The sequence below is a fragment of the Nocardia sp. NBC_01377 genome, from assembly GCF_045040005.1.
In the GTDB taxonomy this organism is placed as follows: Bacteria; Actinomycetota; Actinomycetes; order Mycobacteriales; family Mycobacteriaceae; genus Nocardia; species Nocardia noduli.
Genome location: NZ_CP109566.1, coordinates 8,397,437 through 8,424,187, shown reverse-complemented (window position 1 = coordinate 8,424,187; position 26,751 = coordinate 8,397,437). Strand labels below are relative to the sequence as shown.

The window sequence follows — 26,751 nt, the reverse complement described above, 5'->3', positions numbered from 1 at the left end:
CTAACTTCAGTGTTCGAGTGCTTCCGCCAGCGCCGCCACGCTCCGACTCCAGAGCGCGGACACGCGGTCGATCTCGTGCTCGGTGAACAATTCGGTGCTCCAGCGCCACGTGATCATCAGCCTCGGACCGTCCTCGGCGTTGTGCACGGCGGCGAGCAGACCGAGCGAATAGCGCAGCGGCAGATCGGGTTCCGGCGCGATCGGCATCGCCTGCGTGAGTGCCGGATCGGTGATCATCGACCAGGTCCGGTCGGTACCGCCGCCGAGATCGACCCGGCCGAGATAGTTGAATTCGACCTGCGGTTCCTTGGTACCGGTCAGTTCGGGAACGCCGAGCACCGAGTGCAACAACCCGTAGTCGAGACCCTGTTCGGGCACCGAGGCGATGTGGGCGACAACGGAATCCAGCAGCTTGCGGGCCAGCGCCGGATCGGCCTCGGCCCGGTCCACGTCGACGGCCGCCGCACCCGCGCCGAGCCGGACCGGATAGGTGGCCGAGAACCAGCCGACGGTGCCCGAGGTGTCGGCACCGACGACGGCGTCGGCCCTGCCGTGGCTCTCCAACCCGATCAGCGCACCGCCGTCGTGGACCTGGCCGCGTTCGCGACGCCACGAGACCAGTGTCATCGTCAACGCCGCCAGCAGGAATTCCCGCACGCCGTCGGACCTGTTCAGCGCCCTGGTGATGCGCGCGGTGGTCGCCGAGGGGATCTCGGTCGGGGTGAGACGCAACGAGGACCAGGTGTCGGTCCGCGCGGGAACGCGCTGTCCGACCGCGGGATCGGGGCCGTCGACCTGCTCGACCCAGTAGTCGCGCTGGGCGAGCACCTCGGGCTGTCCGGCCCGATCCCACATCAGCTGACACCACTGCCGGTAGGACGTCGGTTCGGCCATGGCCTTGGGGACCGCGCCCGCCACGACCTGATCCCACGCCGCGGCCAGATCGGCCGTGAGGATGCCCCAGGACACCACATCCACCGCGAGATGGTGGATCGCCAGCAGCAGGATGTCGCCGCCGGGCGCGCCCCGGAACCACACCGCCCGCACCATCTCCGCGGCGGCGGGGTCGAGCCCATCCAGCGCGGACCGCCCGGCCGAGGCCAGCACCTCGGCGAAAGTATCCGCGGGGCCGTCGAATTCGACTCGGGTGAGGATATCGGCGGCCGAGACCGCACCGGGTTCGCGGGTGACCAGACGCGGACCGTCGTCGGTGTCGTCGAGCCGGGAGCGCAGGGTGTCGTGCCCGTCGAGCACGGCCTGCAACACGGCTTCGAGATCGCCCGCCGACATCGCCTCGGGCAGGGTGAGCAACAGGTGCTGGGCCAGCCTGCGGAAGTGGGGCTGACGACGCATCCAGGAGACGATCGGCAGCGGCAGAACCGGACCGTAGTCCTCGGCGCTCGCGACCCGCGCCGCCAGCGCGGTGACCCGGCTGTCGACTGCGGCGGCCAGATCACGGATGGTCGGGGCGGCGAGCACCATGCGCACGTCGATCGCGATGCCGTGCCGCCGTGCCTTGTTGACCAGCGAGATCGCCACGATGCTGTCCATGCCGAGTGCGAAGAAATCGTCCTCGACGCCGGGGGTGCGTCCGTCGAAGACCTCGGTGAGCACGGTGGTCAGGGCGGTCTCGGTCTCGGTCTCGGGTTCCGCGGCCGAACCCGAACCGTCACCGGCGAGCGAGCGTTCGGCGAGCACGGCGAGTTCGCGCACATCGAGTTTGCCGTTGGCGTTCACCGGGAGCCGTTCCAGGACCACTAGCCGCGCGGGAATCATGTAGGCGGGCAGACGATCGGCCAGCGCCGAACGCACGGCGACCGGATCGGCGGCGCTGCCGGGCGCGCACACCACGAATCCGACCAGGGTCACCGCGTCGCCGCGTCGCACCACCGTCGCCGCCGCGCCCGCGATCGCGGGCACTGTCCGCAGGGCCGTCTCGACCTCGCCGATCTCGATGCGATAGCCGCGGATCTTCACCTGATCGTCGGCGCGGCCGAGGTAGGCGATATTGCCGCCGGGCAGTCGGCGCACCAGATCACCGGTGCGGTACATGCGCCGTCCGCCCGCGAACGGGTCGGCCACGAACCGGCCAGCGGTACCCGCCGGGCGTCCGACGTAACCGCGCGCCAGCTGCGGACCGGCGAGATACAACTCCCCGACCACGCCGACCGGCGCCGGGCGCAGCCGCGAATCCAGCACGTACGCCGACGTTCCCGCGGTGGGCCCGCCGATCGTCGGCACCTCGAGGCCGGTCGCCCCCGGTGCGGTGACATCGGCGACGACCGCTTCGACGGTCGTCTCGGTCGGGCCGTAGCAGTTGTGCACGGCGACATTCGGCAGCGCGCGCAGTCGGCTCCACAGCTGGGTGTCGATGGCCTCGCCGCCGAGAGCGAGCACAGCGGGCGGACCGTCGAGCAGGCCCGCCGCGGCCAGCTGCCGGAACATCGACGGCGTCGTGTCGATCATGTCGATGCCGTGCTCGGCCATCCCGTCGACCAGGCGTCGCGCGTCGCGCATGGCGGCGTCGTCGAACAGGTGGACGGCGTGGCCGTCGAGCAGGCCGACCATCGGCTGCCAGGACGCGTCGAAACTCAGCGACCAGGCGTGCGCGATCCGCAGCGGCCGTCCCAGCCTGGCGCGCGCGGGCCGGTACACCCGTTCCCGGTGATCGGCGGCATACGCGACGACGGCCGAGTGCGAGTTCACCACGCCCTTGGGTTCGCCCGTCGATCCCGAGGTGAAGATGATGTAGGCGCTGTGCGCCGGATTCCGCGCGATCACGGGCAATTCGGCCCGCCGCGCGGACGGGGCGAGATCATCGAGGTCGAGCACGAGGGCCCGGTCGAGTTCCGCGCCGTATCCGTCGCAGACCAGCACCAGTTTCGGCCGCGCCTGTCGAAGAATCGATTCGACGCGGGCGGCGGGCAGCGCGGTATCCACCGGCACGTAGGCGGCCCCCGCGGCGAGCACGCCGAGGACGGAGACGATCGCGCGCTCGTCGCGCGGCAGCGAGATCGCGACGACGTCTTCGGGTTCGATACCGCGCGCGAGCAGCACACCGGCGAGTTCCCGTGCCCGCTCGGACAGTTCACGGTAGGTCAGTCGCACGGTGTCGGTGGTGAGGGCGACGGCGTCGGGCGTCGCGGCGACCTGGCGTTCGAACAGCTCGAAGATCGTCGCGTCGTGATCCCTCGGCACCTCGGCGGTGGTGTCGAACAGCCGGGCTTCGGCGCGCGCGGCGTCGGGCAGCACGTCGAGGTCCTCGGTGGGCAGTTCGCCCGAGTCCGGCAGGCGACGCAACACGGCGAGCATGGCCGCGCCGATGTCGTCGGGCAGGTAGGGCACCGATTCCCGCATCGCCTCGACCACGACGGCCAGTTCGTCCTCGTGCACGTGCGCGACGACGGTCAGCGGATAGTGCGTCAGATTCTTGGCCATCATGGGCCGGAAGGTGACCCCGGCGACGGTATTCGCCCCGACCGCGTCGTCCATGGGCGCGTTCTGGAAGACGAACATGGTGTCGAACAGCGAGCTGTATCCCGCCGCGCGCTGCACCGAGGACAGACTCAGATATCCGACGTCGCGCATGGCGGCCGATTCGCGCTGTAGCCGAGCGGCTTCGGCGGCCACCGAAGCGGACGGATCGACTCCGAACACCACGGGGATGGTGTTCAGGAACAGGCCGATCATCCGCTCGACGCCCGAGATCTGCTCGGGGCGGCCGGTGACGATGGTGCCGTAGACGACGTCGCCGCGGTCGGTGAGCCGCGACAGCAGAATCGTCCAGGCGAACTGCACCGTCGAATTCAGCGTCAGTCCGTGCTGTCGCGCCCAGACGCGCAGGCGGGCGGTTTCCCGCGCGGACAGGACGAATCGGGTGACCTCGGCGATCTCGGTCGACGCGCCCCTGGCGATTCCCATGCTGGTGCCGCCGTCGGCGATCATCAACGGTCCGCTCAGATCGCCCAATTGCTCGGCCCACCAGCGCTGTGCCGCCGACATGTCCTTGGCGCCGAGCCAGCCGATGTAGTCGCGGTACGGCCGCACCGGCGGCAGCGCGTCCGCCGCGCCGCCCGCCTGGTACAGCGCGCGGAGTTCGCCGAACATCACGCCGAGCGACCAGCCGTCCATCAGGATGTGGTGGATCGTCATGATCAGCCGCCATCGCGCGGTGCCGTCCTCGGCGGGCGGCAGCGTCAGCAGCGTTGCCCGCAGCGACGGTCCCCTGGCGAGGTCGAACGGGCGGCTCAGTTCCTCCGCCTCGACCGCGTCCAACTCGTCGGGCACTGCGGCGCGCACGGTCCACGGTAGTTCGACCCGGCGCGGCACGATCTGAACGGGTTTGGGCACGTCGCGATCCCAGAACACCGCGCGCAGGTTGGGGTGGCGGCGCAGCAGCGTCTCCAGGCAACCGCGCAGCAGTTCCGCGTCGAGCGGGCCGTCGATATCGACCACGAACGGAATCGTGTAGACGTCCTGGCCGTCGCCGGTCAGCTGGGACAGCGAGAAAAGGCCCTCCTGCAAGGGGCTGAGCGCCAGTACGTCCTCGATCTCCGCCATGGCCTCACTCATTACCGCTCTCCTGATCGCCGCCACCAAAAGGTAGGCTTGCCTAACTCATGTGATGGTAGCCGAGACCGACGCGGAGATATACACATGTGGTTTGGCTAACCTAATGCGATGATCGATGAGCCCCGCGCAACCGACACGGCGATGCCGCACGGAAACGTAGGTAGGTCGTCTACCGCATGGGACGACTCGGCAACCCGGGTCAGGGCTCAACCCGACGATGGAGGTTCAACAATGAAATCCGGGCGAACATACAGCATCTGGGCCCGCGTGGCGGGCGCTGTACTCGCGGGTGCCATGGCATTCGGCCTGGCGGCATGCGGATCCGACGAGGCCTCCGCGGGCGGCGGCGACTCCCTCACGATCCAGCACGCCCGTGGCGAGACCACGATCGACGGGACCCCGGAGCGGATCGTGGTCCTCGGCAATCAGTGGCTGGACACCGCGTTGGCACTCGGTGTGACCCCGGTCGGATATCTCGACAACGTCGCGGTGCTGTCCAAGAGCACACCGCCGTGGCAGGGCCCGATCGCGCCGTCGGCGAAACAGATCGAGGCCACCGGCAATATCCCCGAACAGGTCGCCGCGCTGGAGCCGGATCTGATCCTGGCCGACACCTTCATCGCCGATCAGCCGCGCTACGACGCGTTCTCCAAGATCGCGCCGACCCTGCCCGGCCTGAGCAAGGAGATCGTCTCCCCCTGGCAGGAACTGGTGACCACGCTCGGCAAGATACTGCACAAGGAAGACGCCGCCACCGCCCTCATCGCGGGCGTCGACTCCAAGATCACCGCCATCACCCAGGCCAATCCCGGCCTGAAGGGTAAGACCTTCGCCAGCACCTGGCTCGGCGGCCCGAGCCAGCTCATGGTGCTGACCGACCCGAACGACGGTTCCGGCAAGGTTTTCGGACAGCTCGGCCTCGGAATCCCGCAGAACCTCATCGATATGCCGTCCAGCCAGGGCCGCGTCTCGCTCTCGCCGGAACGTCTCGACGAACTGACCTCGGATCTGCTGCTCGCCGGATACACCCCGGGTATGGAGAGCAAATACCGCGAACTGCCCGGGTACTCGGACCTGCCCTCGGTCCGCAAGGGCGGGGTCGTCTTCCTGAGCACCCAGGAGATCACCGCGGTCAATCAGCCGACCGTGCAGTCGATCCCGTACATCCTGGACAAGCTGACACCCGCGCTGGTCAGCATCTCCAAGTAGTCCGGAACACGACCGCCCCGGTCACCCGATTCGCTCGGGTGACCGGGGCGGTGTCGTTCCTACGCGGTGATCAGCCCTGCGAGGCCCACGAACTCTGGAGCGCGGCGAGCGCGTTCGCGTCCAGGCCCGACGCCGACATCGGCGCGGTCTCCTGCTCCTCGGCGGTCACCTCGGGCGGGTTGGCGATCGCCTCGTCCACGGCGGCGGCCAGATCCGCGATCGTGAAGTACTCGAACACCATCTGCGGGCTCAGCGGCAGATCCGCCTCGGCCGCGCGGGCCGCCCACTTGATCGCGATGACGCTGTCACCGCCCAAGCCGAAGAAACCGTCCTCGCGGCCGACCTCGTCGATCTCGAGCAATTCCTCGAGGATGGAGGCCAGGGTGCGCTCGGTGTCGGTTCGCGGTGCGACATAACCGGTTTCCCCTTCGACAGCCGCGGCCGCGTAGCGGATCACCGAACGGCCGGTGTCCCACCCCTGCGGCAGCACGTCGAGTTCGCCGACGACGCGGTCCGGCTGTTCGGCGAAGGCCTCGAGCACACCCACCAGCACATCGGCGAAGATCTGGCCGGTCTCGGCGTTGTACAGATCCGGATTCACCACGACGCGCGCCATCAGGTCGCCGTTGGTCTCCACCGAGTAGTCCAGGTGGAAGTCCATGAAGGAGACGTCGTAGTAGCCCGCGATACCGCTGAGCGTGGTCGAGCCGTCCTCGGTGAACGGGACCGTGGTCGGCCGATGCCGGAAGTGCATCATGACCTGGAACAACGGATTACGCGACAGCGAGCGTGCCGGATTCAGCGTCTCGACCAGCCGCTCGAAGGGCACACCCTGGTGGCTGATCGCGTCGAGCGCCGCGTTGCGCGTGCGCTCCAACATGCCGCGCGGAGTCGGATTCCCCGAGACGTTGTGGCGCATCACCACCACATTGGCGAACAGGCCGACGAGTTCGTCGGTGGTCTGGCCGATGCGGTTGGCGACCGCCGCGCCGATCGCGACGTCCTCGCCGCCGCCGAGCACGTTCACCACGGCCGCGCTGACCGCCTGGCAGAGCATGAATTCGGTCGCGCCGACCTCGTCGGCCCTGGCCCGCAGCGCGTTCCAGGTCGCGGCGGGCACCACGCGCGCCGCGCTGAAACCGTTGCGGCCCAGCACCTGCGGACGCGGATGGTCGTGGGCGACGCAGATCTCGTCGGGCAGTCCGGCGAGGGTGTCGCGCCAGTAGTCCAACTGCGCCCGACCGTACGGACTGACCTCGCGGCCCGCCCCTCGGTCGAAGATCTCACGCTGCCAGATCGCGAAATCGGCGAACTGGATCGGCAATTCGGACCAGCCGGGCGCCGCGCCCGACAGCCGGGCCCGGTAGGCGACGGTGAGATCGTCGAGGAAGATCTGGCAGGAGCGCATATCCGCGATGATGTGGTGCATCAGGATGGACAGCACATGCTTGTCCGGGGCGAGTTCGAGCAGACGGAACCGCACCATCGGCTCGGCCGCGAGATCGAACACGTAGTCCCAGTCCGCCGCGAGTTCGGCGTCCAGCCTGGCGTCGACATCGGCGGCGTCACCGATCCGCACCAGCGGAACCGGCACCGGTCCGGCGGGGGCGATCGCCTGGTAGGGTGTGCCGTCGTGCTCGGGGAACGTGGTGCGCAGGGACTCGTGCCTGGCCACCACGTCGTCGATGGCGGCGCGCAACACGTCCACGTCGAACGGTCCGTCGAAACGCACCGGGTAGCTGACGTTCTCGCCGTCGATCGCGCCCTCCAGCCGCCGTTGCAGCCAGTAGACGCGCTGGGAGTAGGACAGCGGGACATGTTCCGGACGATCACGGCGCGCCAACGCGGGCTTCGCGGCCCGTGATTCGGTGACCGGCGCGGGCTCGCTCGGCTGTTCTTCTGTCTCGAAACCACCGGTCTCGAAACCGTCGATCTCGTCGAGGTCGATATCGAATTCGTCGCGGAACGCGGCGACCAGGTGGGCCGCAAGCGCGGTCACCGTCGGCTTGTCGAACGGCACCCGCATATCGATCTCGATGCCGAATTCGGCGCGGATCATGGTGATCAGCCGAGCCGCGAGCAGCGAATGCCCGCCCAGTTCGAAGAACGAGTCGTCCGCGCCGACCCGCTCACGGGTGAACAGCGTGGCGAACAGTCCGGCGATACGGACCTCGGTGGGGGTCTGCGGTTCCCGGTAGGCGCGGGTCTCGGCGAATACCGGGGCGGGCAGCGCGCGCTTGTCCAGTTTGCCGTGCGCGGTCAGCGGCACCGCGTCGATGACGGCGAAGGCCGAAGGCACCATGTACTCGGGCAGGGTGGTCGCCACGTGGGCGCGGATCTCGTCGAGATCGACCTCCGCGCCCGAGGCGGGTACGACGTAGGCGGCCAGGATCGGACCGAGCATCTCGTGCTCGGCGACGATCACCACGCAGTGCGCGACCGTCGGGTGATCGGTGACGGTGGCCTCGACCTCGCCGAGTTCGATCCGGTGTCCGCGAACCTTGACCTGTTCGTCGGCGCGGCCGATGAATTCGATCTCGCCCTCGGCATTGCGCCTGGCGAGGTCACCGGTGCGGTACAGCCGCCCGCCTTCGAGGAACGGATCGGCGACGAACCGCTCCGAGGTCAGGCCGGGCCGATGCAGATAGCCGCGCGCCAGCTGACGGCCACCGAGGTAGATCTCGCCGACCACACCCGACGGCACCAACTGCAAGGCGTCATCGAGCAGGTAGAGGTACACGTTCTGGTTCGGCAGTCCGATCGGCACGATGCCGTTGCCCTGCGGGCCGTCGACCTCCATGTGCGCCGAACACACCACCGCCTCGGTGGGGCCGTAGTGGTTGCGCAGTTCCGCGTCGAACTGGGTGGCGAAACGATCGGCCACCTCACCCGCGAGCGCCTCGCCGCCGACGGGCACGCGCCGCAGCGTGCGCCAGTCGTTGACCTCGGGCAGCACCAGGAAGGTGGCGAGCATGGACGGCACCATGTGCAGCACCGTGACGCCGTGGCGGGTGACCAGATCGGCGACGTAGGGGATGTCGCGGTAGGCGTTCGGTTTCGGGATCACCACGCGCGCGCCCGCGGTCAGGGTGACGAAGATATCGAGCAGGGAGGCGTCGAAGCTGACCGAGGTCGATTGCAGCACCCGGTCCTGCGGGGTGAGATCCCATTCCGCGTTGAAACCCGACAGATGTTCGGCGATCGCGTCGTGCGGTACGGGAACACCTTTCGGCTTACCGGTGGAACCGGAGGTGTAGATGACGTAGGCGGTATTCGACGGGTGCAGCGCCGCCGAGCGGTCGGCGTCGACCGGATCGCGGTCGGGCAGCGTCGCGGCCTGCTCCTCGGCGGCGGCCACCGTCACCTCGTCCAGCGTCAGCCTGGGGTCGGCGTCCTCGAGCAGGTACTCGGTGCGCTCGGCCGGATAGGCCGGGTCGATCGGCAGGTACGCGGCCCCGGCCTTCTGCACCGCCAGGATCGCGACGACGAATTCGACCGAGGTGGCCAGGCGCAGCGCGACGAGGTCTTCGGGGCCGACGCCGTTGCCGATCAGCCAGTGCGCCAACCGGTTCGCCCGCTGGTTCAGCCCGCGATAGGTCAGTTCGACCTGGTCGGACACCATCGCGACGGCATCGGGCGTCGAGTCGACCTGACGTTCGAACATGGCGACCATGGTGGTCGGCCGCTCGTCGACGAGCGTGCCGCGCGATACCGCGAGCAACTCCCCGCGGTCGGCGTCGCCGAGCAGATCCAGATCACGCAGACGCTGTTCGGGATCCCGGACCGCGCTGTCGAGCAGCTGGACGTAGTGGTCGAGCAACTGCGCGACCAGCGACTGTTCCAGTTCGTCGACCTGATAGGTGGCCTCCACCCGCGAGCCCGCGGCGTCGGAGACGACCATCAAGCCGAGCGGCTCCTGGGAGACGACGCTGCCGAGCGGCAGTTCGGTGGCCTCGATTCCGGGCAGGTCGAATCCGTTTGCCTGGCCGCGAACGGTGAAGCTGAGCTGCACCAGCTGCGACATGGCGTCACTGCCCGCCACCCGCTCCGGGCTCACCGCCTGGATCACGCGATCCACGCCGATGTCCTGGTGGGTGAACGCGCCGACGACGGCGTCCCTGGTCTGTTCGAGCAGCGTGGCGAAGGTGTCGGCGCTCTCCGGCATCGCGCGCACCAGCACGGTGTTGCCGAAATATCCGATCAACGCCTCCGCGTTCGCGTCACGGCGGTTGACCACTGGCATCGAGACCAGGAAATCCGTCGCGGCGGTGTAGCGCCGGATCAACGCCTGGAAACCGGCGAGCAGCACCGTGAACGGGGTCGCCGAATGCGCGCGACCGGTCGAGGCCACCAGCGCCATCAACTCTGCGGGCAGTTCACGAACCACATGATCGGCGCTCTTGGAACCCGTGCCACCGGTGCGGCGACTCGGCAGTTCCAGCCGCTCGGGCAGCGGGGTCAGCGCGGAACGCCAGAATTCCAGGCCGGCGCTCTCGTCGCGCTCGGCCTGCCCGAGTACCTCGACATCGACGTACTGCGCGCGGATCTCGGGCAGTACGCCCTCACCCCGATAGGCCGCGTTGAGTTCGGCGAAGAAGACCGGCCACGAGTCGTCGTCCCAGCCGATGTGGTGGACGACCAGAACCAGGACGAAGGATTCGGCGTCGGTCCTGATCAGCGTCGGACGCAACGGCAGATCGGAGGACAGCGCGAACGGGCGGGCGAATTCGCGTCGCGCGAGCACCTCGACCCGACGCTGGCGGACACTGTCCGGCAGGTCGGTCAGATCGTGCTGCTGCCAGGGGATCTCGACGTCGTCGCGGGATATCTGGTACGGCTCGCCGCTCTCGCCCGTGTGATAGGTCGTGCGCAAGACCTCGTGCCTGGACACGATGGTCGCGAACGCGGCCCGCAGCCGGTCCGGGTCGACGGTTCCGTCGAGCCGGTAGGCGACGCAGACATTCAGTGTGGTGTCGCTCGGATCGAGCCGCTGCACGAACCACATCCGCTGTTGGGCGGCCGAGAGCGCGCTCGGCTCACCCGGAACGCGAGCGGGCACGGTCGGCGCGGTCTGGTTCTCGGGCGACGCCTGCACACCCTGCTCGCGCAAGCGTCTCTGCAACAGCTGCTTGCGGCGCTCGAGAATGTCGTCTGCCATGTTCGTCCTTCGAATCGTCTGTCTGGCTTGATGTCCGGACGCGCCGGATATGCGGTGAGGGCGATCAGGTCACTGATCGGTGAGGTAGCCACCGCGCGCGAAGAACGCGGTTCCGTCGTGCTCGACACCGTCGGCGTCGCGCACGCGGGTGATCACCAGCGCGTGATTGTCACCGCGCTGCGCGTCGACTCCGGTCACCACGGCGCCGCCGCCCTCTTGGACGATGACGCGCCCCGGTGTCCCGCCGTAGCGCGCCTCGGAGACCCGCGCGGACAGCACCTCGATACGCTCGCCGCGGTAATGGCTGAACGCGCGCGGATACGGCGCGGACAGCGCGCGCACGAAACGCTCCAGATCCTGGGCCGACCATGTCAGGTCGATCCGGCTGTCGCGGTCGGAACGCTTGTGGAAGTAGGTGCGTTCGGCCCTGTTCTGCGGCCGCCACGCGGCGGTGCCCTGGTCCAGCGCGGTCAGCGCCTCGTTGATCGCGTCCGGAATCAATTCCATGCCGCGCAGCACGAGTTCGGTGCCGGTGTCGGTGGGGCCGATGGGAATCGAGCGCTGCACGATGATGTCGCCGGTGTCGAGGCCCTCGTCCATGCGATGCACGGTCAGACCGGTCTCGGACGCGCCGCTGATCAACGCCCACAGCACCGGGGAGAAGCCGGTGAACCGCGGAAGCAGTGAGTCGTGCAGGTTCAGGGTGCCGTGCGCGGGCAGGTTGTACAGTTCGGCGGGCATCCACGTGTACCAGCTGTTCACCACGATGACATCGGGTTCGGCCCGCTTGACCAGGTCGATGGTCTCCGCGTCGGCGCGTTCGGTGAGGTGCACGGGTATCCCGTGTTCGCGCGCCAGTTCCTCGACCGAATCCGAGAAGATCGCCTTGTAGGACTGCTCGCTCGCCGGGTGGGTCACCGCGAGCACCACCTCATGTTCCGAGTCGATCAAGGCCTGCAAGGTTTTACGACCCCAGGTCTGGAATCCGAACGACACGATACGCATGAAATGAACCTTCCCTCACGAATACAAAGGTTAGCCTAGCCTATTTCAGCCGGGCCGGGTCGTCGACCGGATCAGTCGACGGGAACGGCGGATTTGCGACGCCTGCCCGCGGATTGGCGCACCGTCGCCGTCTGCAACACCCGATCCGAAAGCGCGCCGAGGCAACTGAGATTCGGGAATCCCGGCCCCTGGGCCAGCGCGGCCAGATTCGGCAGGTACAACTTGCTGTCCAGACCCGAGACCGCCAGGTCGTAACCGATGGACGCCTCGATCCTGGCGTGCGTCAACTCTCCGCCGACGGCGAGTTCGAGCAGATCCTCGGCATCGGCGTCGAACAGGTCGAGGAACCACAGCGGACGGCCGCCGGTCGCGTCGATCACCAGATCGCAGGTGTGCAACTGGTCCGGACGCATCTCGTTGCGCAGGGTCAGCGCGACGCAGTCGTCCTGATCCGCGACCCGCACCACCCGGCCCTGCATGTGGTGCACGCGGTTGTCGGCGAGCAGACTCTCCTGAACCCGGACCGAGAACACGCCGCGATCGGTGCGCCGGATGACATCGCGGCGCTCGTCGACGCTGAGCGTGCCCCATTTGATGGGATCGCTGAAAAGCGAATTCTCGAAATAGCTCTCGCCGCGGGTGTAGATGGTCGCCATCGGCGAGATCACCGAGATCGACAGCATGCCGTGCCGAATCAACTCGTCCAGCGCGGAACCCGCGGTCTCACCGCCGCCGATCACGGCGACCCGGGAGGCGACGGGGAGACTGCGCTTGCCCGCGAGATCCCAGAACTGCGCGATGCTGAGCACCTTGGGATGTTTCGCGAGCGCCTTCTGACTGCGGCCCTGGCCGGTGATCATCAGGCCGTCCGCCTCGATCTCGGTGGCGACGCCGTCGCCGTCCAGCGCGGTCACCCGCCAGCCGTCGGCCGCTGCGGCGATCGAGTCGACGGTGCCGTAGACGACTTCGAGATCGACTGCGCGCGCGACCCATTGCAGGTACTTGGCCCAGACGTGGTGCTGCGGACTCGGCCTGCCCCGGTCGATCCACTCGGCGTAGGTGCCCTGGTCGACGAGGAACGAGGTCCAGCTGAAGGCCATCATGGCGTCGTTGATGTCCCGGTTGCGCCCGCGCGCCCAGGTGGAGTGGTACGGGAAGCCGATATCTTTCTCGGGACTCGTGCCGAGCCGGTGTTGCCCGTCGGTCCAGCCACCCGTCGGAAGCCAATTCCCCCCGACCGCCTGGGCTTCGACCACCACGACGCGCGGCGCGGGCAGACCCAGTTCACGCAGCACATGGGCCTTGGCCGCGACCGCGATGGCCTTCGGCCCGGCCCCGACCACTACTAGTGTTCCCACCGGTACTCCCCTCTCGACTCGCGTCATACTCGTGGGCGCGCCCACGTCGACCAACACTTTGCATCTATGTTTGCATAGGCTTACCTTACAGTGAAGGCGCGCGCTCGACCCAACCCGTGGGCGAACCGCACACTGGAACGATTGGAATGAACACATGATCGGAATCAGCCGAAAGACCATGGCCGCCATCGCGGTCGCGGCCTCGGTCCTGACGGGTGGCCTCGGCACCGTCGCTACCACCGCGGTCGCCCAGGCCGCCCCGATGACGGCCCCGATGCGCGCGAACACCCCCGGTGTCGGCGAACTCCGAGCCAAGGTATCGGTGCTGTTCAACACGGGTGCGTCACGTTCGGCGCGCGCCGCCGAACTGGAGAACGGCGAGGCGGGCCTGCCCGCGTTCGATCGCGCCGCCACCCTGATCGCCATCGCGCCCGCCGGCTGGCACTGGGATGTCGTCGGTCCGGTCACCAACGACGGCGACGTGGTGTACGCCCGTCTGCTGACCGCCACCGACGGTTACGACCCGTGGTACTTCGACTTCTCCTGGCGCCAGATCAACGGCACCTGGAAGCTGACCCAGGAATCCGTCTGCGAAATCGGCAACTTCGTCGGCACGGGCTGCTGAACGCCGTCACCGTCGACTGAACGCGGTACGACACCGCGACAACCGGAATGCCCCGCCTCGGTGCGGGGCATTCCGCGTCCCTCGGGCTCGCGCCCGTGACGCCGGTAGCTTTATTAGGTTACCCTCAGTCGCATGAGCAGAGGATTCAACGGCGTCGTGGTCAAGGCGTGGGGCGGAAAGGACTACCGGCTCACCGTCACCTCGACCGAAGAGGTGACCGACAAATTCGTCCGGCTCGGCTTCGACGCGGGCGGCCTGCTCGCCGACCATCCGGTGCATCCCACCCAGTGGGTGCGCGTGTGGATTCCGGAGGAGGGCAGCGAGAAACTGCACCAACGCGCCTTCACCCTCGTCGATCCCGATCCCGAAGGTGATCGGTTCTCGATGGAATTCGCTCTGCACCACGGACCCGCCGCCGAGTGGGCCAGGAACGCCTCGGTCGGCGACCCACTGGACGCGAGCGTGCTCGGCTCGAAATTCGAACTGCCGCAGACCGCTCCGAGCGAATACCTCGTCTTCGGTGACACCGCCTCGCTGCCCGCGATCAATTCGCTGCTCGACGCCATCGGCGACACGCCGGCGCGAGTGTGGCTGGAATGGCAGTACGAATCGGACAAGACCCTGCCGGTGCGCAACAAGCCACATCACGAGGTGAGCTGGTGGCAGCGCGTCGACGACGGCAGGCTGCTGCGCGAGCAGGCACTCGAAATCACCTGCGGTACCGACGCGTTCGGCTGGGTCGCCTGCGACGGCGCCACCACCCGTTCGATCGTCAAAACCCTGCGGACCACACACGGCCTGTCGAAGAATTCGATCAAATACCAGGCCTACTGGAAATAGTCGTCACATGACGGTGCCGCCCGTTACTTCGAGTAGCGGGCGGCACCGTCACGAAAGTTGTCAGACCGCAGCGGGTTCCAGACGCCAACCCACGGCGCGCGACCTCTCGTTCCAGAAATCGGCGTATCGGCCCGCGAGCGCGAGCAACTCCTCGTGTGTCCCGCGTTCGACGATCGTGCCGCCGTCGACGAACAAGATCTGATCGGCGTGGGCGACGGTCGCCAGCCGATGCGCGACCACGATAACCGTTTTGCCCCTGGTCAATTCGTGCACGCCGCGCACCACGACGGCCTCACTGTGCGGGTCGAGCGCGCTGGTCGCCTCGTCGAGCAATACGATCGGCGCGTCCTTGAGCAACGCGCGTGCGATCGAAACACGTTGCCGCTCACCGCCGGACAGCGCCGCGCCACCCTCCCCGACGGCGGTGTCCATACCGTCGGGAAGGCGCTCCACGATCTCGTCGACCCGAGCCGCGGTCGCCGCCCGCCACAACTGCTCCTCGGACGCGTCCGGTTTGCCGATCCGGATGTTCTCGGCCACCGAACGGTCGAACAGGTAGACGTTCTGGAACACCAACGAGAGCTGATCGAGCAGCGTATCCGACGGCTGTTCGCGCACATCGTGTTCGCCCACCGCGACCCGACCGGAGTCCACGTCGTAGAACCGCGCGGCCAGTCGAAGCAGTGTCGTCTTACCCGCGCCGCTCGGCCCGACGATCGCCGTCGTCGTGCCCGCGGGCACGCTGAAGGTGATATCGGTCAGCACGGGTTCACCCGGCCGGTAGCCGAAACTCACACCGTCGAAGACGACCGTCGCCGCCCCCGGCGTCACGGGCGCGCTCGCCTCGGGCAACGTCGGCTCGTCCAGCAGAGCGCTGACCCGCTCCACGGCGGTCGCGGCGGCGCGCAGGCCGTTCTCCAACTGCGCGGCAAGATTGAGCGGTTCGATGAACCGCGAACTGACCGCGATCAGCGCGATGGCCGCGGCGACCGAGATCGCGCCGTCGGTCACCCGCGCGACGACGATGTAGGCCAGCACCAGGAACACCGCCTGCACGAACAGCGCGAACACGATCAACCCCGGTACCGAGGTGAAGACCTGGCGCGCGATCGCCGCCCGCTGCCGGTGCAGCGCGGAGTCCAGCGCTTTGTTCCCCGCGCCGACGGCCCCGAACGCGCGCAGCACCGACTGGGCCTGGGCGAATTCGACCACGCGGGCGTCGGCCTCGGCCGCCGCCTCGTGCGCGTGTGCGTCGGCGCGCTGATAGGCCCGCCCCGCCACGCCGTTGATCGCGAACAGCACCGGGGCCGAGAGCAGCATGGCCAGCGCGATTCGCCAATCGATCAGCAGCATGCCGAGCGCGACACCGAGCGGAACGACGACGCCGCCGAGCACCTTGGCGACCAGATAGGCCACCGCGCCCTGGATTTCGCGGACATTCTCCACGGCGATCCGCGAAAGCCGACCGGAACTGCGGGTTTCGAACCACCCGAGCGGCAGGGCGTTGAGATGGTCACCGATCCGGGTCTGCAATCCGCGTTGCATGCCCACCGCGATGCGCAGGCCGATCGACGCCTGGAGGTATCCGAAGACCGCGAAAGCGACGACGGCGGCCAGCATGCCCAGCGCCCAGACCCACGCGCGCTCCAGATCGTCGTCGAACACCGCCTCCAGCGTCGGCACCAACAGCAGATACGCGGCGGCCTGGCTCAGCGACTGTGCGACGATGGCCGCGAGCAGCTTCGGCGTGAGCGGGGCGAATCGGGCCGGAACCAGCCCGAGCAATGTGCCGATCATCGGGACTCCTCGCTTCCGATCAGCGCGACCGTGCTCAGCGCCGCCTCGTTGATCTCCCACAGTCGCTGATAGGTGCCGCCCGCCTCGCGCAGACTCTCGTGGTCACCCTGTTCCACCAGGGTTCCCCCCTCCAGCACCAGGATTCGATCGACACCGGTGATGGTGTGCAGACGATGCGCGATCACCAGCACCGTGCGCCCGGCGACCAGGACCGCGAGCGCGTCCTGCACCGCCGCCTCCGATTCCGGATCGGCGAAGGCGGTCGCCTCGTCGAGCACGAGCACCGGACTGTCGGCGAGCAGGGCGCGGGCGATCGAGAGCCTTTGCGCCTCGCCGCCGGACAGACTGGCGTCGCCGCCGATCTCGGAGTCGTAGCCGCGCGGCAACGCCATGATCCGATCATGGATCTGGGCCGCGCGCGCGGCCTGCTCCAGCGCGGCGTCGTCGGCGTCCTCGCGAGCCAGCCGGAGGTTGTCGCGAATCGTGCCGCGAATCAGCCGGACGTCCTGGAAGACGAATCCGACGGTGCGATATAGCTCCTCGGTGGTGAACTCGCGAATATCGCGGCCCCCGATGGTGATCCGGCCCGCGTTCACATCGTAGAAACGGGGAAGCAGCTTGGCCAGCGTCGACTTGCCCGAACCGCTCGGGCCGACGAGCGCGGTCAGCGTGCCCGGCGTCAACTCGAAGCTGACATCGCGCAGCACCGAATGGTCGTCGCGGTAACCGAATTCGACGGATTCGAACCGAACCGTTCCCGCGGTCGCCGGGTCCTGCGTCGCCCCCGCGCCCGCGGGCAGTTCGGGGGTCTGCTGTAGGTCGTGCAGTCGCAGCACCGCCGCGCTCGCCGCGCGCAACGCCTGTCCGCCGTAGCCGAGTCCGAGCAGCGCGCTGCCGAGTCCGAGGCCGACCAGCAGGAACGGCAGGATATCGAGCGGCTCCAGCCACTCGAGTCCGACCGCGCCCAGCCCGGCGGCCACGATCACCAGCATCACGAAAACCGGGGCGATCACGACGTCGGAAACGGCCTGCAACCGGATGATCGGCGTCTTCCACCGATCGAAACTGCCGGCCTGCGAATCCACGGCCTCCTGGTACACGCTGTGCGCCTTGCCCGCTTGTCCGAACGCGCGCACCACCTGGATACCGTCGGCGAATTCGATGGTCGCCTCCCGCGTCCGCTGCTCCCAGCGGTTGTAGACCGCGAGCCGGTCACGACTGTTCTGATCCATCATCATGGCCAGCGTGACCGCGTAGAACACCAGGGGAAGCAGCAGGACGAGGGTCATCCGCCAGTCGACGGTGAACAGATAGCCGAGGGTGACCAGCGGCATGACGAGCGCGCCGACGAATTCCAGTCGCGCGTGCGCGACCAGATAGTGCAGGGCCTCGACGTCGTCCTGGAGGTATTTCTTCACCTCGGCCGAGGTGCGCTCGCCGAACCAGCCGAGCGGCACCCTGGTCAGTTTCTCCGCCAGCGCCCGGCGCACGGTCAATTGATAACCGGCGTCGACCAGGTGCGACCAGGTCAGCGCGACGGCCTGCAACAGACCTCGGACGACCAGGACAACGACCGCGCCGCCGAGCAGCCACCACACGCGATCGGTGTCGACCGGATCATCGAGCAGTTCCCGGCACGCCTCGACGATCAGGATGAACGGAACCACGTTGCAGACCGACGAGATGGCGATGATGATGCTCGCCGCCGTCAGTGCCGGTCTGACGGGCGCGAGAATTTCCTTGCGGGCCTGGGCTTCCTGCTGTTTACGTTCCTTCGCCACCGTCTTGGGTGGCCGGTTCCCCGTCTCCGCCGTGGGTAGCGGCGTGACCTCCACCGTCATTGGACCTCGCCTCTCGCGCTCGTGTGGCTCACCGAATCGGCCTCATCTTCACATAGTCGGCGCGAGGAAGATAGGTAAGGCTAAGTTACCCGCTCCCGGCGTCTCGCGAAGACCGGACAACTCGGACACATACGGAATCGCGCGCCGGACCGCCGCGTTGTGCACGGCATGACCTCTACGGCATCCGATCGCTCAGCACCGTCCGTCGTCGACACCGAGACCGAACTCGGCGCCAAAATCACCGCCCGATTGAACAGCGAGCACGTCATCTGGCTGACCACCGTCGGCCCGAGCGGCACACCCCAGCCGAATCCGGTGTGGTTCCAATGGCGTGACGGCGAATTCCTGATATTCAGCCAGGACGACAAGCCGAAAGTTCGGAATATCATTCGTAATTCACGAGTTTCTCTGAACCTCAACTGCACCGAGTGGGGCGACGAGGTCACCGTTCTCACCGGCGCCGCCCGTATCGCCGACGAACCCCCGAGCGAAGCGGAAATCGCCGCTTACACAACGAAATACACCGAAGGCATGGTCAGCATCTCGATGACACCCGAGCAGTTCTACGCCGAATACTCCGCCGCTATCCGAATCACGCCCGATCGACTGCGCGGATTCTGAGTCGTTCCGATCCGCAGCGCCTGCACAACGATATTTTCGACCGCTCCCCGGCGTCGAATTTCGACCGGTCGTCGGCCCTGGACAGCCGACGACTAGGGTCGTCTCCGATGAGAAGGAGGCAGCAGCCGCCGTTGCCCAAGCGGTTCGGCTTGGATCCGGCCCGGCTACGGCTGCCGGAGGACGGTACGTGGGCAACCATCCGGGAACACCTGGTCGAACGGCTGCCCCGGGTCGATCCCGCGCGGATCGATGAACTGTTGCGCGCAGGCGCCATCGTCGACATGGACGGCCCCATCGCTCCGGACGCACCCTACGCACCCGGCGGGGCCGTCTGGTTCCACCGCGATCTGCCGCTCGAGACCGATGTCCCGTTCGACATCGGCATCGTGCACCGCGACGACACCCTGCTCGTCATCGACAAACCACATTTCCTGGCGACGATTCCGCGCGGACAGCACATCCGGCAGACCGCGCTGGTGCGGTTGCGGCACGAACTCGACCTGCCCGACCTCATACCCGCCCATCGACTCGACCGGGTGACCGCGGGGCTGGTGCTGTTCATCATCGATCCCGCCAGGCGCGGCGCCTATCAGACGATGTTCCACCGTCGTACGGTGCGCAAGGAATACGAGGCCATCGCGCCCTACGATCCGACGCTGACGCTGCCGAGGACCGTGCGCAGCCGCATCGTCAAGGAGAAGCAGGTGCTCGCCGCGCGGGAGGTGGAGGGCGAACCCAATGCCGAGACCGTGGTGGAACTGGTCGAGGAGCGCGACGGACTCGCACGCTACCGATTGCGGCCGCACACCGGGCGCACCCATCAACTGCGACTGCATATGAACAGCCTCGGCGTGCCGATCCTGGGCGACGACTTCTACCCGAGGGTGACCGACAAACCGGTCGACGATTTCACCCGACCGCTGCAATTACTGGCCGCCGCGCTGGAGTTCACCGATCCGATCAGTGGGGAACTCCGGCAGTTCCGGACACAGCGGTCGCTCCAGGTGTGGACCGATCCCCACGGGTGGGCGGGTTCCGGCGGCGGGTAACCGGTTCCGCTACCCCTGACCAGGACCGTTCCCCGGTGACGATGGTTGCGTCACAAACACTCGCGGACTCGGAGTCCGTCCGTACACTGGGCCGGGTGCTTGGAACCGACCTCGAGGAAGCGGCCCCGCCCCGCCCCCTCCTGCATGCCTATATCGATGTGGCCGTCGTTGTCGTCGTTCTCGCGGGAACCAATCTGATCGCGCATTTCACCACCGCGTGGGCGAGTATCGTCACCGTTCCCGTCGCCGCGATCGTGCTGCTCGCGCTGGTGCGCAGGCGCGGTCTCGGATGGTCCGAACTCGGTCTCTCACCCCGGCACTGGCGACGCGGCACCCTCTACGCGCTCGCCGCAGTCGGCGTCGTCCTCACCGCCGTGGCAATCGGCGCGCTATTGCCGATGACCCGCCCCTTCTTCCTGGCCGACCGCTACGCCACGATCTCCGGCGCGCTCATCGCCTCGATGATCGTGATCCCGTTGCAGACGGTGATCCCGGAGGAACTCGCCTTCCGCGGCGTCCTGCACGGAACCCTCGATCGGGCCTATGGCGCACGCGGGGTGTTCGCCGCCGGATCACTGCTTTTCGGTCTGTGGCATATCGCCTCCTCGTTCGGCCTGACCTCCAACAATCGCGGCCTGTCCGGATTCCTCGGCGGCGGCGTCGTCGGTCAGATCGCTGGCATCGCGCTGGCAGTGGCCGCCACCGCGGTCGCCGGTGTCGTCTTCACCTGGTTGCGCCGCCGCAGCGGCAGCCTGCTGGCCCCGATCGCACTGCACTGGTCGGTCAACGGCGCGGGCGCGCTCGCCGCCGCCATCGTCTGGCACACCACCGTCTCCTGACCATTTCGGAGCGGTCGGCAAGTTCGTCGCAATCATTTCCCGCGAACCGACGAATCGGTCCGAACGGCCGCTTTCGCATGCCATTCCTTTATTCGTTTTCGACGTATCTCGGGCATATCACGACGTCGCGAATCAGCGGCGCGAGCGCGCGAAATCATCGGTGAACACGGCCTGATTCCGGCGGACCGTCGACGGCATTCCCCGGTATCGAGCCCCCGCGTCCCGGCGGTTCGCACGGCCGTGCGCGCCGTGAGCTTCATCATTCAACCGATGCCCACCGGGGTAAATATGCGTTGTTCACAACACGCCCCCACGTGGCATTGACCGCGGCGGGGCAGCGGGATTACTCTCACTGCGTTCAAACATATGTTCGAGCAACTTTGTCGCCACCGATGAATCGGCACGATACCCGTTCCAGGGAAGGTTCGCGATGCCCGACGAACAGTCGACCGGCACCTCCGAGATCGCCGCGCTGGCGGACCGGGTCGCGACGGCCCGTGGCATGCTGCCGCTCCAGCACGACGCCGCCCTGGTAGAGGTACTCTCCGACGCCGAGATCATGGCCGAACGCGAACTCGCCGAGTGGATCCGCGCGCAACGACGCGGTCAGCGGCGACGCTCGGTCCAGGACGAACTGGCCGCCGAGAAACGCGACCGTCGCACCGCCACCTCCATTCAACGAGCCGACGAAGCCGATGCCAGATGGCATCGGCGCGCGCTCGCCGCACGCCGACGGGTCGCGAACCAGGACGCCAGGCTCGCTCAGCTCTACCGACGCGCCGAATGGTCGTCGCGGGTGCTGATCGGCGTCGTCGTCCTCGGCATGGTCTGGGCCGGGGTCAACGTGCAGCACAATCTGGTGCCCAGTGGCGACATGTCCGATCCGCTGTACTGGCTGAGCTACGGCATCGAGGCGATGATCTCGATCCCGATCATCACGATCATGGTGGTCGCGACCACCGCCGCCAGCTGGGGCAGAGAACTGCCGCGCGGCAAGGTGGTCGTCTTCGAGACCGCGCTGCTCGGCACCACCGTCGCGCTCAACACCGGCCCGCACCTGGCCGCCGGACACTGGGGCAAAGCCGCCGAATTCGCCATCGCACCGGTCATGGTCGGCGTGGTCATCTGGCTGCACGCCTGGGTCGCCACCCGATACGCGCAGCTCATCGACAGTGTGCCGATCGTCGACGACACGGCAGCGCCGAAACTGGGCGGAAGTATCTACGCGTCGTCGTCGGCGGGCGACGAGTACCGCGAACATCGCGGCGACACGAGTGCCGAGCGGGCCGTCGAAGACGGGCGTTCCGGTGACGAGCCCCTGTCGTCACCGATCCCGATGACACTGCTCGGTCGCCCCGGTCCGACCGAGCGTCCGCGACGCAACGGACACGAGGGCGACATCGCGCCGCACCGCGAGCACAACGGCAGGAACGGACACAACGGCGTCAACGGCTCCACAGCGCATTCGGGACACAACGGCAACGAGCCCAAGCGTCGCAACGGCAACGAGCCGTCGGCACGGTGGGACGACCGCGCCTCGGAGATCTTCACCCACGAACTGGTGTCGGTCGCCGACCTGCGGACCGGAGTGAACGGTGCGGCACGCGCCACCGGGCGTGCGAACGGTCGCACCGTCCGCACGCCGAACGGGCGCACGGTGCACGGTCCCGACGATTCGGTGCCCCACCCTGCCCCTCGATCCGATCGGCCCGTCGACGGGTCGGCTGTCCATCCGGCCGAGCGGAATGCGGATCAGAGGCGGGGACTCGGGTTCTCCGCGCTGGAGGAGTCCGCACCGGAGTTCGTGGAGCAGCGCGAATCTGTCCGGCGCGATGTGGCGGCATCCGTCCGTGACGAGTACGCCGTCGATGTTGACGGAACACTTGTCGCAGAGGCGGATGAGGCCGCCTCCGACACGCACGCCTCGTCCGCTGCGTCCGTCGGCAACGGCGGCAACGGCGGCAACGGCGGCAACGGCGGCAACGGCGGCAACGGCGGCAACGGCGGCAACGGCGGCAACGTATCCGAACTGGCCCAGGAATACACCCGGCCCTCGGATGGGCCCGGCGTCCCGACGGCGACCGACAGTGCACCGGTTCACCGCGAATTCGATTCGACGCCTGCGTCTTCGGTTCCGCCCTCGGTTCAGGCTCCGTCTCCAGTTCAGATTCCGTCTCCAGCTCAGATTCCGGCTTCGGTTCAGATTCCGGCTTCCACTCCTGCGCCGACTCCCGCTCCTGCGCCGACTCCGGCTCCGACTCCCGCTCCTGCGCCGACTCCGGCTCCGGCTCCGGCTCCGGCTCCGGCTCCGGCTCACGATGGTGTGACGCCAGGAGCGGACGATTCCCATACCGCCGTCGCGCCGAACATCGACGGACGCGACACCGTGACCGAATCGGTGCAACGCGCTGTGGTCGGCCGCCCCGACCACAGCGGAGCGGTCAGCGACCTGAACGGCCACGCACATCCCAGCGCCGAATCCGGTGCGACGGCATCCACACCGGCGGAACCCGACTTCACCACGCGAAGCATCGAATCCGATCGTGAAAACACCACCACGGATGGCACCCACACCGCGACCGAGGTCGACGCCATCACCGTCACCGACGCGCACACACACGCGTCGACCGCAGGTCACGACAGCTCGACCGACAACCCGCGCAGCGAAGACTCGGCAGCCGAGTCGAACCACTCGTCCGGCAATTCCGATCCCGCAATCACAACCGAGTTCCCGTCGGCCAGTCCCGAACCGTCCATCGCGACGGCAACCCTCGCACCGCTCCCGCACCGGACCAGCGGGGCGGTCACATCATTGGCCGACCAACGCGCCGCGCGTCGAAACGCCATGAACGGCCACCCCGCAGGATCCGCCCTCGTCAACAGCGCCCCCACCGCCACCCGGCCCGCCGAACCCCCGCTGATCCCCCTCGAAGACCTCCCCGGTACCGACCAGCCCGCCCCGGCGGAATCCCACCGAAGGACCCCGCGCTCCACCTTCCCGGCCTCCGCCGATCAGAGCGCGGCGGTGGATACCGAACAGCTCACCCTCGACGCCGATCCCGGCCCGGAACCGCGCCACCCGCGCCTCACCCTGGACGCCATCGCCGCCGCACGCAACGCCGTCAACGACCTCGAGCCCGAATTCGACGAACCCGATCCCGACGCGGACGGGGATGTGGAGATCTGGTCGGTGGCCCGCACCATCATCGATCGTGGTTTCTCCCGGCTCCCGGTCGGTCAGGTCGCGGAGATCCTGACCCTCGCGGATCAGTCGTGGACCCCGGCGGGCATCGGCAACGAGGTCGGCGTCCCCACCTCCGCCGTGACGAGGGTGCTCGACGCGGTGGTCAAGGTTCGTCGGCCCTTCGCCGTGAGCTGATCAGGCGAGGTCGATCACTCGGACAGTCCGGCACGGGCGAGCAGGTAGGCGATCAGCGGTTCGTAGTGCTCCTCGGGTCGGATGCCGTCGTCCAGCGGCACCGTCACGACGATCTTGCCTTCGGCCTGCCCCGCGAACAGCGCGGGATCGTTGCAGTCGGCGAATCCGACGACATCGATACCGGCATCACCCGCCGCGCCCGCCCAACCGTGATCGGCGATGACCAGATCCGGCCACGAGCCGTTGTCGAGTTCGCGCAGCATCGCCCGCATCGGATGCGGATCGTGGGTGTGGGCGGGTGCGCCGTCTGGCCGGACCACGGCCGCGACCCCCGAGTTGTACCGGATTTCTCGACGGCGCGGACCGTAGTGTTCGTCGGCCTCGTAGGACCAGCCCGCGGCGGGCGTGAGCACGGCACAACCCACCGCACGCAGCCGATCCTCCACCGCGCGATAGACATTCATGAGGGTGCCCGGATGACCGGTGGCGAGCAGCACCGTTTCCCGCCGCCCGGCCGCCTCCCCGATCCTCGTGCCCATCACGTCGAGGGCATCGAGCGTGAGATCGGGGTCGATGGTGTCCACGCCGCGCAGGAAGCACGCGTCCGAGCTCACCCCGCACAGCCTCGCCATCATGTCGAGGGCTTCGTCGAAGGTCCAATCCTTCAACGTCAACCCGAACTGATAGTGCGGATCCTTGCCCACCATGCGCCGGAGATGCTCGAGATTCACCTCCCTCGGTGTCGCGACATCCCCCGCGATCCGAGTCCGCACCAACTGCTCCCGCAGCGCCCGTCGATCGACCTGTCCGAATCCCACTGCCGAACCTCCGCATATTCGGTGGGCCCGTTCAACCCCACCGAACCACCCAACCAGACGAACGTGACGCGCCCGTTCCCAGCGGACATTCTTCGAAGAAAATCCCAGGAATCCGCCGAGACGGACGGAGAATGTCCGGCCGGACCGATCCCCACCCAAACAGCTCATTCCATGAGCACTTTCCCCGCGATGATCGATAGCAACCACCACTTCGAGCCACCGGGAGCCCCCATGGAATCACGCGACACCGCCGACATCCTCGACCTCACCACCCCTGCCGCATGGGAATCCTGGCTCGCGGACAACCACGCGTCGAGCACCGGCGTCTGGCTGAAAATTGCCAAGAAGAATTCCGGCAGCACCACCATCACCATCACCGAGGCACTCGACGGCGCCCTCTGCTACGGCTGGATCGACAGCAACCGCCGCTCCCTCGACACCCGCCACTACCTCCAGCGCTACTCCCCCCGCCGCCCGAAAAGCCCCTGGTCCCAGGTCAACGTCGCCAAAGCCGAAACCCTGATCGCCGCGGGCCGCATGCGCTCCCCCGGCTTCGCCGCCATCGCCTCCGCCGAATCCGACGGCCGCTGGTCATCCGCCTACGAACCCCAACGCACCGCGACAACCCCGCCCGACCTCGCCGCGGCCCTCTCCGAAAACCCCACGGCCCGCACCCGATTCACCAACCTGGACCGCACCGCCCGCTACGCCCTGTTCCTACGCTTGATGAAGACAACCCCCACCACCCGCCCCACCCAACTGACCCGCATCCTCACCGAACTCTCCCACTGACTGGACCCACAACGACGTGCGCCACCCCGGTCGCGGAACGATGCGCAATCACCCAACACTCCGAATGCCGGACAGTCTCAGGGGCCTATGCCGAGCTGAGGTCATCGGGCAGAATCCGGAATGCGGGGAATCTGTTCAGCGGCCGCAACACCCGGAAGTCACGCCGATCCAGCGTCAATATCGCGTCGGTATCGTATTCATCGGCCATGGCTACGCAGATCGCGTCGACCAGATCGAGGTTCAACCCGTCATAGCCCGCGCGCACCGCGATCGCAGTGCGCAACTGCGCCGCATCGACATTCGCGATCGCGATTCGGGTGGCGGCTGCTCGATCCGCCACCAGCTCCAGAATGCCGTCGGCTACTTTGCGGCCTGCGCGGACACTCGCGACGTGGTGAACCTCGGTGAGGGTGAGCGGACTGACGATCAGCGCGCTGGCAGCGTCGGCCGCTCGCCGAGCTGCGAAATGCTCGGGTTCGGACCTATTGAAGATCGCGAGAAGCCCGGAGGTATCGGCGACAACAATCATGCCGACCGGTTCATCGCATCATGAATATCATCCTTGCCGACGGGACCACCCAGATCGAAGGTCTCCTCGTCGGTCAGCAGGGGTCCCTCCCAGCTGCGGTGGCGCATCAAATAGAGCCGAAGCGCGTCACGGGTGATTTCGTGTTTGGAACGCCCTTCGACATCCGCCTGCGCGGTGAGCGCAGCGTCTTCATCCTCGGGGAGCCGCATCGTCCAGGCCATAGTCCGATGATACCAAGTGTGATACCAATGCTCGGAAAGTCAGGGCCGGGCAACTGCCGAAGGCCCGCTTCCGGACGGAAGCGGGCCTTCGGTGTTCG

General features: G+C 67.7%; 17 protein-coding genes. 8 read left to right on the top strand and 9 right to left on the bottom strand.

The window, feature by feature from the left end; all coding sequences use genetic code 11:
• Positions 1-6: 6 nt before the first annotated feature.
• A complete protein-coding gene (locus OG225_RS38655; protein ID WP_405179587.1) occupies positions 7-4,572 on the bottom strand; it encodes an amino acid adenylation domain-containing protein in 4,566 nt (1,521 codons plus the stop codon).
• A gap of 231 nt (positions 4,573-4,803) precedes the next feature.
• On the opposite strand from OG225_RS38655, the gene OG225_RS38650 reads away from it, so the two are divergent.
• A complete protein-coding gene (locus tag OG225_RS38650; RefSeq protein ID WP_405179586.1) occupies positions 4,804-5,781 on the top strand; it encodes an ABC transporter substrate-binding protein in 978 nt (325 codons plus the stop codon).
• Between the two features lie 70 nt (positions 5,782-5,851).
• Here the strand turns inward: OG225_RS38650 and OG225_RS38645 are convergent, their stop codons facing one another.
• The 3 genes from OG225_RS38645 to OG225_RS38635 all read right to left on the bottom strand — a co-directional run bounded on the left by OG225_RS38645 (position 5,852) and on the right by OG225_RS38635 (position 13,302).
• Complete coding sequence (locus OG225_RS38645; protein WP_405179585.1) at positions 5,852-10,939, bottom strand: amino acid adenylation domain-containing protein; 5,088 nt, start codon at positions 10,937-10,939, stop codon at positions 5,852-5,854.
• Positions 10,940-11,008: 69 nt separating this feature from the next.
• Positions 11,009-11,944 (bottom strand): methionyl-tRNA formyltransferase, encoded by a 936-nt coding sequence (locus OG225_RS38640; RefSeq protein WP_405179584.1) that lies wholly within the window; start codon positions 11,942-11,944, stop codon positions 11,009-11,011.
• A 71-nt stretch (positions 11,945-12,015) separates the two neighbouring features.
• Positions 12,016-13,302 (bottom strand): SidA/IucD/PvdA family monooxygenase, encoded by a 1,287-nt coding sequence (locus OG225_RS38635; RefSeq protein ID WP_405179583.1) that lies wholly within the window; start codon positions 13,300-13,302, stop codon positions 12,016-12,018.
• Between the two features lie 154 nt (positions 13,303-13,456).
• Between OG225_RS38635 and OG225_RS38630 the strand changes: the two genes are divergently transcribed.
• Positions 13,457-13,927, top strand: a complete 471-nt coding sequence (locus OG225_RS38630; protein ID WP_405179582.1) for a hypothetical protein — start codon at positions 13,457-13,459, stop codon at positions 13,925-13,927.
• 132 nt (positions 13,928-14,059) lie between these two features.
• Positions 14,060-14,767 (top strand): siderophore-interacting protein, encoded by a 708-nt coding sequence (locus tag OG225_RS38625; protein WP_405179581.1) that lies wholly within the window; start codon positions 14,060-14,062, stop codon positions 14,765-14,767.
• Positions 14,768-14,827: 60 nt separating this feature from the next.
• Here OG225_RS38625 and OG225_RS38620 read toward each other — a convergent pair whose 3' ends face one another.
• Positions 14,828-16,564 carry an ABC transporter ATP-binding protein gene (locus OG225_RS38620; protein WP_405179580.1) on the bottom strand — a complete coding sequence of 579 codons (1,737 nt, stop codon included), beginning with the start codon at positions 16,562-16,564 and terminating at the stop codon, positions 14,828-14,830.
• Positions 16,561-18,405, bottom strand: a complete 1,845-nt coding sequence (locus OG225_RS38615) for an ABC transporter ATP-binding protein (protein ID WP_405179579.1) — start codon at positions 18,403-18,405, stop codon at positions 16,561-16,563. Before OG225_RS38615 ends, OG225_RS38620 begins: the two co-directional genes overlap by 4 nt.
• A 168-nt stretch (positions 18,406-18,573) precedes the next feature.
• Between OG225_RS38615 and OG225_RS38610 the strand changes: the two genes are divergently transcribed.
• The 4 genes from OG225_RS38610 to OG225_RS38595 all read left to right on the top strand — a co-directional run bounded on the left by OG225_RS38610 (position 18,574) and on the right by OG225_RS38595 (position 24,293).
• Positions 18,574-19,026: a TIGR03667 family PPOX class F420-dependent oxidoreductase gene (locus tag OG225_RS38610; protein WP_405179578.1), complete on the top strand. Its 453-nt coding sequence runs from the start codon at positions 18,574-18,576 to the stop codon at positions 19,024-19,026.
• A 107-nt stretch (positions 19,027-19,133) separates the two neighbouring features.
• The gene (locus OG225_RS38605) at positions 19,134-20,075 is read left to right on the top strand and encodes an RluA family pseudouridine synthase (protein WP_405179577.1); all 942 of its coding nucleotides are present in this window, start codon (positions 19,134-19,136) and stop codon (positions 20,073-20,075) included.
• A 95-nt stretch (positions 20,076-20,170) separates the two neighbouring features.
• Positions 20,171-20,914 (top strand): CPBP family intramembrane glutamic endopeptidase, encoded by a 744-nt coding sequence (locus tag OG225_RS38600; RefSeq protein WP_405179576.1) that lies wholly within the window; start codon positions 20,171-20,173, stop codon positions 20,912-20,914.
• A 430-nt stretch (positions 20,915-21,344) separates the two neighbouring features.
• Positions 21,345-24,293 carry a hypothetical protein gene (locus OG225_RS38595; protein ID WP_405179575.1) on the top strand — a complete coding sequence of 983 codons (2,949 nt, stop codon included), beginning with the start codon at positions 21,345-21,347 and terminating at the stop codon, positions 24,291-24,293.
• A 14-nt stretch (positions 24,294-24,307) separates the two neighbouring features.
• Here the strand turns inward: OG225_RS38595 and OG225_RS38590 are convergent, their stop codons facing one another.
• Positions 24,308-25,111, bottom strand: a complete 804-nt coding sequence (locus tag OG225_RS38590; RefSeq protein ID WP_405179574.1) for a phosphatase — start codon at positions 25,109-25,111, stop codon at positions 24,308-24,310.
• 189 nt (positions 25,112-25,300) lie between these two features.
• On the opposite strand from OG225_RS38590, the gene OG225_RS38585 reads away from it, so the two are divergent.
• A complete protein-coding gene (locus OG225_RS38585) occupies positions 25,301-25,903 on the top strand; it encodes a YdeI family protein (protein ID WP_405179573.1) in 603 nt (200 codons plus the stop codon).
• 85 nt (positions 25,904-25,988) lie between these two features.
• Here the strand turns inward: OG225_RS38585 and OG225_RS38580 are convergent, their stop codons facing one another.
• Positions 25,989-26,432, bottom strand: coding sequence for a type II toxin-antitoxin system VapC family toxin (locus OG225_RS38580; protein ID WP_405179572.1), 444 nt, complete (start codon positions 26,430-26,432; stop codon positions 25,989-25,991).
• Complete coding sequence (locus tag OG225_RS38575) at positions 26,429-26,653, bottom strand: ribbon-helix-helix domain-containing protein (protein ID WP_405179571.1); 225 nt, start codon at positions 26,651-26,653, stop codon at positions 26,429-26,431. Before OG225_RS38575 ends, OG225_RS38580 begins: the two co-directional genes overlap by 4 nt.
• Between the last annotated feature and the right edge of the window lie 98 nt (positions 26,654-26,751).

Excerpts from the sequence above, each read along its gene's own strand:
- OG225_RS38630 (WP_405179582.1), top strand. The coding sequence starts at position 13,457 with ATGATCGGAATCAGCCGAAAGACCATGGCCGCCATCGCGGTCGCGGCC.
- OG225_RS38615 (WP_405179579.1), bottom strand. The coding sequence starts at position 18,405 with ATGACGGTGGAGGTCACGCCGCTACCCACGGCGGAGACGGGGAACCGG.
- OG225_RS38595 (WP_405179575.1), top strand. The coding sequence starts at position 21,345 with ATGCCCGACGAACAGTCGACCGGCACCTCCGAGATCGCCGCGCTGGCG.
- OG225_RS38620 (WP_405179580.1), bottom strand. The coding sequence starts at position 16,564 with ATGATCGGCACATTGCTCGGGCTGGTTCCGGCCCGATTCGCCCCGCTC.
- OG225_RS38585 (WP_405179573.1), top strand. The coding sequence starts at position 25,301 with ATGATCGATAGCAACCACCACTTCGAGCCACCGGGAGCCCCCATGGAA.
- OG225_RS38625 (WP_405179581.1), top strand. The coding sequence starts at position 14,060 with ATGAGCAGAGGATTCAACGGCGTCGTGGTCAAGGCGTGGGGCGGAAAG.
- OG225_RS38605 (WP_405179577.1), top strand. The coding sequence starts at position 19,134 with ATGAGAAGGAGGCAGCAGCCGCCGTTGCCCAAGCGGTTCGGCTTGGAT.
- OG225_RS38640 (WP_405179584.1), bottom strand. The coding sequence starts at position 11,944 with ATGCGTATCGTGTCGTTCGGATTCCAGACCTGGGGTCGTAAAACCTTG.
- OG225_RS38645 (WP_405179585.1), bottom strand. The coding sequence starts at position 10,939 with ATGGCAGACGACATTCTCGAGCGCCGCAAGCAGCTGTTGCAGAGACGC.
- OG225_RS38650 (WP_405179586.1), top strand. The coding sequence starts at position 4,804 with ATGAAATCCGGGCGAACATACAGCATCTGGGCCCGCGTGGCGGGCGCT.
- OG225_RS38575 (WP_405179571.1), bottom strand. The coding sequence starts at position 26,653 with ATGGCCTGGACGATGCGGCTCCCCGAGGATGAAGACGCTGCGCTCACC.
- OG225_RS38655 (WP_405179587.1), bottom strand. The coding sequence starts at position 4,572 with ATGAGTGAGGCCATGGCGGAGATCGAGGACGTACTGGCGCTCAGCCCC.
- OG225_RS38580 (WP_405179572.1), bottom strand. The coding sequence starts at position 26,432 with ATGATTGTTGTCGCCGATACCTCCGGGCTTCTCGCGATCTTCAATAGG.
- OG225_RS38610 (WP_405179578.1), top strand. The coding sequence starts at position 18,574 with ATGACCTCTACGGCATCCGATCGCTCAGCACCGTCCGTCGTCGACACC.